General features: G+C 62.9%; 6 protein-coding genes and 1 pseudogene. 6 read left to right on the top strand and 1 reads right to left on the bottom strand.

Features of this window, described 5'->3' with window-relative positions; genetic code table 11:
* The first annotated feature begins 305 nt into the window (after positions 1 to 305).
* The 6 genes from ubiH to CCR96_RS15330 all read left to right on the top strand — a co-directional run bounded on the left by ubiH (position 306) and on the right by CCR96_RS15330 (position 10,049).
* Positions 306 to 1,619 (top strand): 2-octaprenyl-6-methoxyphenyl hydroxylase, encoded by a 1,314-nt coding sequence (ubiH, locus tag CCR96_RS15305; protein ID WP_201220996.1) that lies wholly within the window; start codon positions 306 to 308, stop codon positions 1,617 to 1,619.
* 70 nt (positions 1,620 to 1,689) lie between these two features.
* Complete coding sequence (locus tag CCR96_RS15310) at positions 1,690 to 2,991, top strand: UbiH/UbiF/VisC/COQ6 family ubiquinone biosynthesis hydroxylase (protein WP_201220997.1); 1,302 nt, start codon at positions 1,690 to 1,692, stop codon at positions 2,989 to 2,991.
* Positions 2,992 to 3,418: 427 nt separating this feature from the next.
* Positions 3,419 to 4,672, top strand: a complete 1,254-nt coding sequence (locus CCR96_RS15315) for a 6-phosphofructokinase (RefSeq protein ID WP_201220998.1) — start codon at positions 3,419 to 3,421, stop codon at positions 4,670 to 4,672.
* 100 nt (positions 4,673 to 4,772) lie between these two features.
* Positions 4,773 to 5,549: a hypothetical protein gene (locus tag CCR96_RS15320; protein ID WP_201220999.1), complete on the top strand. Its 777-nt coding sequence runs from the start codon at positions 4,773 to 4,775 to the stop codon at positions 5,547 to 5,549.
* Between the two features lie 97 nt (positions 5,550 to 5,646).
* Positions 5,647 to 7,842 (top strand): sodium-translocating pyrophosphatase, encoded by a 2,196-nt coding sequence (locus tag CCR96_RS15325; RefSeq protein ID WP_201221000.1) that lies wholly within the window; start codon positions 5,647 to 5,649, stop codon positions 7,840 to 7,842.
* Between the two features lie 131 nt (positions 7,843 to 7,973).
* Entirely contained in the window at positions 7,974 to 10,049 is a 2,076-nt protein-coding gene (locus CCR96_RS15330; protein ID WP_201221001.1) for a sodium-translocating pyrophosphatase, read from the top strand.
* Between the two features lie 785 nt (positions 10,050 to 10,834).
* On the opposite strand, the pseudogene CCR96_RS15335 reads toward CCR96_RS15330, so the two are convergent.
* Positions 10,835 to 11,213, bottom strand: a pseudogene (locus CCR96_RS15335) (Uma2 family endonuclease); the annotation flags it as partial.

Here is an 11,213-nt window from a genome sequence, read left to right on the forward strand (position 1 = left end):
CCAACACGTTCAGAAATCGTGCTACTCGCATGGCTGATCAGGTGATCTTGGTCGTTGCAGGGTTGGCCAACCTCAAAAATAACTATGTTTTTCAATGAGAAAACGATTATTATTTGGTCACAAGTCTTTTAAGCTGGAGCCGGAGCAGCTAGCCGGCGATTCGATCAGCAGACGATGCCGAAGCCTTTGGCCGACAATCCTTATGACCGATAACCGTTCTGACCGATAACCGTTCTGACCGATAATCCTTTCACCAATAATTCTTTAACTGATCCAGGCGCGAAGCGGAGATCCGAGACTTCCCTATGCATGACTATGATCTGGCCATCATCGGCGGCGGCCTAGTCGGCGCCAGCCTTGCCGTTGCGCTTGCTGAGACCGGACTGCGCATCGCTGTGGTTGAGGCGACCGAGGCCAATGCGCCGGCGCATCCAAGTTATGACGAGCGCATGATCGCGCTTTCGCTCGGCAGCGCACGTATCTTTCAGGGCATGGGCCTCTGGTCCGCGATCGAGCCCGATGCGGCGCCGATTCAGCATGTGCATGTCTCCGATCGCGGTCACTTCGGCTTTGCACATCTCGATGCCGAGGACGAGGGTGTGCCCGCGCTCGGCTATGTGGCTCCGGCCCGCGTGATGGGTGCCGCGCTGAATAGGCGCCTTGAGGCTTCTGCGCGGATCAGCCTGTTGCGGCCGGCGCGTCTGCAGGGGCTGCAGATCACCAAAGATCGCGTCAGCCTGGAGGTTGCCGTGGCTGGGCAGTCGCAGCTGCTGACGGCCGGGTTGCTGGTGGCCGCCGACGGCGGCGAGTCCTCAGTGCGCAAGCGGCTCGGACTCAAGGTGCGCGCACGCGATTACGGCTACGACGCCATCATTGCCACGGTGACGCCAGAGCGGATTCCCTCCACCACTCGGCCCGGCACCGCCTTCGAGCGCTTCACCGACACGGGTCCGATGGCGCTGCTGCCAATGACCGAGGGCCGCTACGGTGTGGTCTGGACCGCGCGTCAGGCCGAGACTGCGGGCATCCTGGGGCTATCGGATGCTGATTTCATCGATGCGCTGCAGACACGCTTCGGTGCGCGCCTCGGCGCGTTGACGCGACCCAGTCGGCGCATCGCCTATCCGTTGCGGCTGATGTTAGCGAGCCAGCTCACGCGCGAGCGACTGCTGCTGATCGGTAATGCGGCGCATACCCTGCACCCGGTCGCTGGCCAGGGTTTCAACCTGGGTCTGCGCGACGTCGCCGAGCTGGCGGATCTGCTGGTCGATGCGCAGCGCACGGCACAGGATATCGGCGGTCCGGCGGTGCTCGGACCCTATCGACGCCGGCGTGCGCCTGAGCATGCATTGATCGCCGGTCTCACAGACGGCCTGGCACGGTTGTTCGTCAATCCTTGGGGGCCGGTGCGGGCCGGTCGGAATCTCGGGCTGCTGGGCCTGGACCTGCTGCCGGCGGCGCGACATCATCTGGCGCGCCGGTTCATGGGCGCGATCGGGCGTCAGCCCCGGCTCGCCCGTGGGCTGCCAGCCGAGAGCGCGTTGCCGCCGGTGCCTGCCACGGCGACCAAGCCGCTGCTCGTCGTTGACCCGGTCGATGACCGGCCAAGCGAATCCTGATATTTGCTGACCACTGAGCCCCGTTTCCGTGAGCGGTCTGATGCACAGGCCGGCGATGAGGAGTTGACTGATGCCAGATGCAGATGATCACCAGCTAGGACATTTCGATATCGCTATCGTCGGCGGCGGCATGGTCGGCGCTGCTCTGGCCTGTGCCTGCGCCGAGCGTGATCTGCGTATCGCCGTCGTCGACGGGCAGCCACCGCAACGCAGCTGGCCGGCCGGGCAAGTCGATCTGCGCGTTTCGGCGCTGAGTCGTGCCAGCCAGCGGCTGTTGGAGCGTCTCGGTGCCTGGCCGCGCATGGTCGAGCTGGGCGTCAGTCCCTATCGTGAGATGCAGGTCTGGGACGCGGTCGGCCGTGCCGAGATCCATTTCGATTCAGCTGAGCTAGGTGAGCCAGACCTGGGCCATATCGTCGAGAATCGGGTGACGCGATTGGCGCTCTGGGAGCGGCTCGAGGGCTTTGCTGCAGCAGCTCCCGAGCAGGTCCAGCTGCTCTCGCCGGCAGGGCCGGCGACGCTCGAGTTCAATGCCGAGCTCAATGCCGAGATGAATGGTAAGAGCAAGTGCGGGGTCAACGGCGGGCTGGCGCACATCCGGCTCGCCGATCAACGTCGCCTCTCGGCGGAGCTGGTGGTCGGCGCCGATGGCCGTGCCTCCTTCGTACGCGAAGCGCTGGGCATCGGCCTTGAGAGCGCTGATTATGCCCAGCGCGCCATCGTCGCCAACGTCGAGGTCGCGCACTGGCATCGTGAGACCGCTTGGCAGCGCTTCCTGCCCACCGGGCCGCTGGCCTTCCTGCCACTCGCCGATGGTCGCTGCTCGATCGTCTGGTCGGCCGACGAGGCGCGCGCCGAGCAGCTGCTGGCGCTCGACGACGCTGGCTTTATCGCCGAGCTTGAGATCGCCTTCGATAAACGCCTTGGCCCGATTCTGAGCACCGGCCCGCGCGCCGCTTTCCCGCTCAGCCGTCAGCATGCGCGTGAGTATGTGCGTCCTCGAGCGGCGCTGATCGGCGATGCGGCGCATGGGATTCATCCGCTCGCCGGGCAGGGGGTGAATCTTGGCTTCCTCGATGTCGCCGCGCTGCTCGACGCCATCGATCATGCCCGCGCTAAGCAGCGCGCAATTGGGAGTCTGCACAGCCTGCGTCGCTACGAGCGTGCGCGTCGTGGTGAGAATGCCGCCATGCTGATGGCGATGGACCTCTTTAAGCGGCTCTTCGGCAACCGCAATCCGGCCCTGGTCGGTGCCAGGACGCTCGGCCTGGTGGCCGCCGAGCATCTGCCGGGCATCAAACCGCTGTTCATTCGGCAAGCGCTTGGGCTCGGTGACGATCTGCCGACGCTGGCCCGTGCTGCTGGGTCTTGAGCAAGTCATTGTGAGTCGAGGATGGAAGCAATCCGCCGGCAAACGATCGATGATCTTATCCAAGCCTGGGCAGAGGACGAGCGCCTCGAGCTGATCGATGGCGACATCGTTCAGCGCCCGATGGCGCGGTTCGAGCATGGCTTGGCCCATTCTGGCCTCATCGAGGAAATCGCTCCGCTGAAGCGGCAGGCAGGCCCTGCGCGATCCTGGGGCGAGAAAGGCGCAGCGGATTGGTGCAGATCAATCGATTCTCGCTGCGGTCGGCGCGCGCATTCTGTACCCTTAGGCTCAACTCGATGCTGATCCCTTGGTTCCGCTATGCTCTGCGCGGCCGCTATTGCGTCCGTATCGCGCCGACAGGCGCCTGCGCGTGCTTGTTTGATGACTCGACAACACACTGATAATACTGAGCTTTAAGAGGACTCCCATGACCGCGAAGAATGCCTTCTATGCCCAATCGGGCGGTGTCACCGCCGTGATCAATGCCTCCGCCTGCGGTGTGATCGAAACCGCGCGCCAGCATCCGGAGCAGATTGCCAATGTCTATGCCGGACGCAACGGCATCATCGGCGCGCTGACCGAGGATCTGATCGATACTAGTCAAGAGTCTGACGCGGCCATCGCGGCGCTGCGCTATACGCCTTCGGGTGCATTCGGCTCCTGCCGCTACAAGCTCAAGAGCCTGGAGGCCAATAAGCGGGAGTACGAGCGCCTGATCGAGATCTTCAAGGCGCATGACATCGGCTACTTCTTCTACAACGGCGGCGGCGATTCGGCCGATACCTGCTACAAGGTCAGCCAGCTCTCAGAGACGCTCGGCTATCCGGTGCAGGCGATCCATGTGCCGAAGACCGTCGACAACGACCTGCCGATCACCGATAACTGCCCGGGCTTCGGCTCAGTGGCCAAGTACATCGCCACGTCCGCGCTCGAGGCCTCGTTCGATGTGCGCTCGATGGCGAAGACCTCGACCAAGGTCTTCGTGCTCGAGGTGATGGGCCGCCACGCCGGCTGGATCGCTGCCGCCGGTGGCCTGATCGAGGATCATGGGATGCCGGTGCTCGTGCTGTTCCCAGAGATCGAGTTCGATCAGGAGCAGTTCATCGCCAAGGTCAAGGCGATGGTGGACAGTCACGGCTTCTGCACCATTGTGGTGTCTGAGGGCGCGAAATACCCGGATGGACGCTTCCTCGCGGAGCAGGGTACGCGCGATGCCTTCGGTCATGCGCAGCTCGGTGGCGCGGCGCCGGTGGTGGCGAATCTGGTCAAAGAGGCGCTTGGCTATAAATTCCATTGGGCGGTCGCCGATTATCTGCAGCGCGCGGCTCGCCATCTGGCCTCGAAGGCGGACGTTGAGCAGGCCTATGCAACCGGCCGTGCTGCGGTCGAGATGGCGATTGCGGGTGAGAGCTCGATTATGCCAACGATCGAGCGCGTGAGTAGTGATCCCTACCAATGGCAAGTCGGCAAGGCGCCCTTGTCCGAGGTAGCGAACGTCGAGAAGTTTATGCCGCGTGACTTCATCACCGACGACGGTTTTGGCATCACAGCTGCATGTAAGTCGTACCTGTTGCCGCTGATTCAGGGGGAAGACTATCCGCCCTTCGAGAACGGTCTACCGCGCTATGTGACCTTGAAGAACGCGCCGGTGGCGAAGAAACTCGACGTCTTCGAGATCTAGGCGCGGTTCCGCCGCCTCTTAAGTAGGCCTCTCAATCGCTGCCGTGACCGGCCCTCGGTCGCGGTGGCTGGATTCTTGGTGCGATCGTTAAGGAGCGACCATGAGCGATTACCATCTCTATCTGTCCTTGATTCCGGAGGCGCTGATTGCCTCCATGCTCGAGCCGAAGGAGTTCGGCTCTTATTACGCGGTGGGAAGGAGTGGCCGCGTGTTCGGCGAATCCATCTTCTTTGAGCTCGACCCCAGCTTCCGCTCTGAGGATTTCGCCTTCTCGCTCGCCGATGAGCGCTGCGTGACGCAACCGGATGGCAAGCCGAAGTCGTCGGTGTATTTGGGTATCTACAATGTCCTGGCGCGCATCCCGGTGTCCGCCATCGGCAAGCTTTATCTGGTCACCGATGATGGGCGCACGCTCGAACTCGAGCGTGCCGATTACACCCCGGATCGGGAACATCCGCTGCATCTCTATCAAGAGTTCTGCCCGAAGAGCCCGTTGGTGGCGAGTCGGCTGGAGCCACAGGCATTCTGCCGCTCGATCACCGACCCCAAAAAGCCGGTGAACCTGCCGCGGATCGCGTTCTCAGATATGACGCTCGGCGAACTCGCATTCGACCCGTTGAACGGCAAGGCCGATGATCTGCCGTATGGCTATATCCCGCACCTACGTGACGTGTTATCGGACTTCACCGCCAACACCAAGGACAGCAAGCTGGTCCTCAAGCATGTGCGCGACGCGGTGCTCTACCGCACCGTGCAAACCGGTTTCTATGTGGGTGATCATGACCACTTTGCCTTCTATCCGTTCCCAAGCCGGGAGGACTTGAAGTCGACCCACTATGACTGGTGGCGCTCGGCGCAGATCTCGCACTTCGATTGACCAAGGCGACCGTTGACCAACCTGTTGCGTTTTTCTCAGTCCTTAATCCTGCCGCGCTGCTGAGCCTGCGTGGCCCCTTAGCTGTAGAAGTGGAATCATGAACGAACCCGTCTTTTGGCTCGCTCCGCTCGCTTCCGTCTTCGCGCTCTACTTCGCTTGGCGCTTCTTTAAGGAGATGGTTGCCCATGATGAGGGCACTGACCTCATGCGCGAGATCGGGGCGCATGTGCGCAAGGGCTCGATGGCCTATTTGCGTCAGCAATACAAGATCATGCTGATCGTTTTCGCACTGGTGGCGGGCCTCTTTGCCTACCTGGCCTATGGGCTTGGGGTGCAGAATCCGTGGCTGCCGATCACCTTCACCTTTGGTGGCTTCTTCTCTGCGCTGGCTGGCTACTTCGGTATGCAGACAGCGACCCTGGCCTCGACGCGCACGACGGCCGCGGCGCGGACCTCGCTCGCTGGCGCGCTCAATGTGGCCTTCCGCAGCGGTGCCGTGATGGGGCTGGTCGTGGTGGGGTTGGGCCTGGGCAATCTGGCCTTCTGGTTTGTGTTGATTGATCTATTTACGCCCGGCGATCCAACCCAGGGCGCTTATCTGATTCTCGTCACGACCACAGCGCTGACCTTTAGCATGGGAGCGTCGATGCAGGCGCTGTTCGCCCGCGTCGGTGGTGGCATCTATACCAAGGCGGCTGATGTTGGCGCCGACTTGGTCGGCAAGGTCGAGGCTGGTATCCCGGAGGATGATCCACGCAACCCAGCCGTGATTGCCGATAACGTTGGCGACAATGTTGGCGATGTCGCGGGTATGGGGGCTGACCTGTTCGAGTCCTATTGTGGTTCTATCCTGGCCGCCTCGGCACTCGGAGCAGCGGCCTTTGTTGCCGATCCGGCGATGCAGATGAAGGCGATCGCGGCGCCGATGGCCATCGCCGGCGTTGGCATCATGTTATCCGTGCTGGGTGTTTTCTTGGTCAAGACGCGTGAGGGCGCGAACCAGAAGGAACTGCTCGGCGCCCTGTCGAAGGGGATCAATGCCAGCGCTGCAATGATTGTGCTGGCCTCGGCCGCGGTCCTCTGGCTGCTCGGGATCGAGAACACCTGGGGCATTTGGGGCGCGGTCGTCACCGGCCTCGTTACCGGTTTGATTATCGGGCGCTCGACCGAGTATTCGACCTCGGCATCGTTCAAGCCGACGCGAAGCATCGCCGTCGCGGCCGAAAGTGGCGCGGCGACGACGATCATTGCCGGGATTGGGGTTGGCATGCTCTCAACCATAATTCCGGTGCTGGCCGTCGCAACGGGCACCATGCTGGCCTATCTGTTTGCGTCCGGTTTTGATCCGACGCGGATGGGACAAGGACTCTACGGCATCGCGATCGCGGCCGTCGGCATGCTCTCAACGCTTGGCATCACGCTGGCGAGCGATGCCTATGGGCCGATTGCCGATAATGCTGGTGGTAACGCCGAGATGAGCGGGCTTGGACCAGAGGTGCGCGAGCGGACCGATGCGCTCGATTCGCTCGGTAATACCACGGCCGCGACCGGCAAGGGCTTTGCGATCGGCTCCGCGGCGTTGACCGCGCTGGCACTGATCGCCTCTTATATCGAGGTGATTCGGATCGAGTTGATCAGCGCCGGTCAGACTGCGCTTGATGTCGGGCGGGACCTGAGCGTGGCCACGGTGGATGCGAGCCTGGTCGACTTCATGGCCTTCTATAATGTCACCCTGCTGAACCCGGCGGTACTGATCACGCTGTTCCTCGGTGCGATGGTCGCCTTCACCTTCAGTGGTCTCACCGTGCAGGCCGTCGGCCGTGCGGCGCAGACGATGGTGGAAGAGGTCCGACGCCAGTTCCGCGAAGATCCAGGCATCCTCAAGGGCACCTCGGCCCCGGACTATGAGCGCTGCGTGGCGATCTCCACCGTGGGCGCGCAGCGCGAGATGGTGATTCCGTCGCTGATCGCAATTGCGGCGCCGGTGCTCGTTGGCGTCCTGTTTGGTGTCGCCGGGGTCATCGGCCTGCTCGCGGGCGGGCTCTCGACTGGCTTCGTGCTTGCTGTCTTTCTCTCTAACGCGGGTGGCGCCTGGGACAACGCGAAGAAGTACATCGAGTCTGGGCATCATGGCGGGAAGAGCTCGCCGGCGCATCGCGCCTCAGTGATTGGCGACACCATCGGCGACCCCTTCAAGGACACCTCGGGCCCGAGCTTGAATATTCTGATCAAGCTGATGAGTATCGTCGCCATCGTGATGGCGGGGGTGACCGTCTCCTATACGCTCCTCTGAGGCCGGCGGACGAAGCATGTGCAGCGCCGGCAGTCCTCTGTCGGCGCTGAGTCAGCGTCTGGGCAGACTCCGCGCCCTGGTCTGGTCTCGGTGCGGAGCCGAGCCGTCTTCGGGATCATGGGAGATCTGCCATGCCACTCAGTCTGGTCTATAGCTTATTCTGTGCGCTCGTTGCCCTCGGCTATGGGATCTTCTCGATCCGCTGGTTGCTGGCGCAGCCACAGGGTGATGCGCGGATGCGGGCGCTGGCTAAGGCCATCCAGCAAGGCGCCTTTGCCTATCTCAATCGTCAGTCGCTCAGCCTTGCCTTGGTTGCTGGGCTGGCAATGGCGGCTTTATGGCACTGGTTCGGGCTCGCGACCGCGATCGGCTTCTTGATCGGCGCGTTGCTCTCGGGGTTGGCTGGCTACATCGGCATGAGTCTCTCGGTGCAGGCCAACCTGCGCATGGCGGAGGCGGCGCGCAATGGCCTCGATGCGGCACTGCAGGTCGCCTTCCGGGGTGGCACGATCAGCGGTCTACTGGTCGCGAGTCTTGTGCTGCTTGGGGTGGCTGGCTATTACCTGGTGTTGGAGCCAAACGACCCCAGTGACCTCAACGGCCAGAGACAAGCGCTGCAGGCCTTGGTCGGGCTCGCCCTGGGTGGCTCGCTGATCTCGCTCTTTGCCCGGCTCGGCGGCGGCATCTTCACCAAGGCTGCCGATATCAGTGCCGATCTGGTGGGGCAGCTCGAGGCAGGACTGGCAGCGGATGATGCGCGCAACCCAGCGGTGATTGCCGATCAGGTGGGCGATAATGTGGGCGACTGCGCCGGAATGGCGGCCGACCTGTTCGAATCCTATGCGCTCACCTTGGTCGCGACCATGCTGCTCGGCGGCCTGTTGTTCAGCGCCTCTGCGCCAACGACGATCGTCTATCCGCTGGTGCTCGGCGGTCTCTCGCTAGTGGCCTCGGTGGTGGCCTCCTTTTTCGTCAAGCTGGAGCCTGGCGATGACCGCATCTTGGCGGCTCTGGCCAAGGCCTTGATGGTTGCCGGCGTCCTCGCCTTTGGACTCTTCGTTCCGGTGACCTGGCTGCTGCTGCCCGCGAGCTTCAGCCCCTTGGGTAGCGATGTCCTGTTCAGTCGCTGGGGTGTGCTCGGTGCCGCTGGCATCGGGTTGACGCTGACGGGCCTGATCTTGGTGATCACCGAATACTATACGAGCCCTGACCATGGGCCGGTTCGCAGCATTGCTAAGGCGTCCTGCAGCGGGCACGCGACCAATCTGATCGCAGGGTTGTCGGTCTCGATGAAGGCAACCGTTGCGCCGGTGCTGATGATCTGCGCGGCGATCTGGGCCGCCGATGCCTTGGCCGGGATCTATGGGATTGCGATTGCAGCGACGGCGATGCTCTCGTTGACTGGCGTGATGTTGGCGCTGGATGCCTTTGGCTCGATCACCGACAACGCCAGCGGCATCGCCAAGATGGCGGCAATGGGGGAGCCAGTGCACGAGGTGACCGATGCGCTGGAGGCGGTGGGCAACACCACCAAGGCGGTCACCAAGGGCTATGCGATCGGCTCAGCGGCGCTGGTAGCGCTAGTGCTCTTTGCTGATTACAGCCAGGTCCTGGCGGCCACAGGTCGGCTGCTGGTGTTTGAGCTAGCGCATCCAGCCGTGCTCATCGGCCTGTTCATCGGCAGCTTGGTGCCCTACCTGTTCAGCGCGCTGGCGATGGAAGCCGTGGGGCATGCAGCCGCGCGCATGGTCGAGGAACTCCGTCGACAGTTTCGCGAGACGCCGGGCATCCTTGATGGCTCCGACAAGCCCCAGTCTTCACTCGCGCTGGATCTTCTGACCAAGGCAGCGCTGAAGGAGATGATCGTTCCCGCGTTGCTGCCACTGGCGGTGCCTGTGGCTGTCGGCTTTGGGATGCAATGGTTAATGGGTGGCAATGCCGGGGCGCTGGCGCTCGGCGGGATGCTGATCGGCACCCTTGTCACGGGGCTCTTCATCGCGATCTCGATGACCGCCGGCGGTGGCGCTTGGAGTAATGCCAAGAAGCAGATCGAAGCCGGCAATGGCGGTGCCGACTCGGCGAGCCATCAGGCCGCCTTGACCGGCGACGCCGTTGGCGACGCCTACAAGGCGGTCGCGGGGCCGGCCGTGAATCCGCTGATCAAGATCGTCAACACTGTGGCCCTGCTGATGGTGCCGCTGCTGTAGCAGGGTCGCGAGCGTCTCGACAGTCACCGATCCAAAGTACAGCGCCGCCGACGAGACAGCTGACGAAACGCCCATCCCTTGGCAGCGGCGTCTAATACCCCAGCGTCGTGATGAGCTGATCGATAACGGGATCAGTCACGAACACTGACCGCTCATCACCCGCGCCACTCCAATTCGGGTGTGAGTCGCGATCACCGCATCCCCTGGCATACACTGCTCGGCCAAGCCTTGGCCGATGCGCTCAACGGGCTACCCTACAACGTCAGCACCGAAGAGGAGCTGGCCCTACGCAGCCAGCGCCTCGACCTGCTCATCATCAAGCAACACCGACCGTTGCAGGATTTTCAGCGCGCTCGCTCCGCGAAGCAGCCCTCGCAGCAGCAAGAGGATCAGCGCTTACCCACTGCTGCCAGCGGCGGACTTTTGCAGCGACGCCATCGCGGCCTAAAGCCTATTCGCCGCGAAGTCTCGCTAGCTCCACAAGCAGCGCCGCTTTCTAGGCGCGCTCCCGTTCGGCAAGTCGCTCGGAGGGAAAGGGAGGGAAAAGGGGCCAGGCCCAAAAACCTCCTGTCGCCTATGCCCACCTGATCATCAGTGAAGGCCATCGCTCGATCTCAATACGCTGCTCCGCCAATCGGCTAGACGACCCCGATGGGTCGTGATCACCGCATCTCCTGGCAGGCACTGCTCGACCAAGTCCTGGTCGATGCGCTTCCCAAACGGATAGAACGACTGGCAGCCGTATAGACTTTAGAGCACTGAATGACCAGGCGCCGAGATGTCTATCATGGCGGCCCTTCTGTGTGCCCTTGCGCCAGTAATGCCTCAAGCTCGGCAAGCCGCGCCTCAGCGGCTTCGCGCTGCTGGCGTTCTTGTTGGCGCTGCTGGCGTTCTTCATCGGCCCGCGCTTCGGCGGCTTCGCGCTGCTGACGTTCTTGTTGGCGCCGCTGGCGTTCTTCATTGGCCCGCGCTTCGGCGGCTTCGCGCTGCTGGCGCTCTTGCGCAGCATCCATCCGCGCCTGCTCGGCTTGCGTTTGCGCCTGCTCGGCGATGGCACGCGCCTGCTCGGCGACGGCCTCGGCCTCGCGCCACTCGGGCAGTACGAACTGAGCGTAGATGGGATCCTTGCGGAGTTCGGTGAGACTGGGACGGCGTTGCAGATCG

It is taken from the genome of Halochromatium roseum, assembly GCF_016653315.1.
Lineage (GTDB): Bacteria > Pseudomonadota > Gammaproteobacteria > Chromatiales > Chromatiaceae > Lamprobacter > Lamprobacter roseus.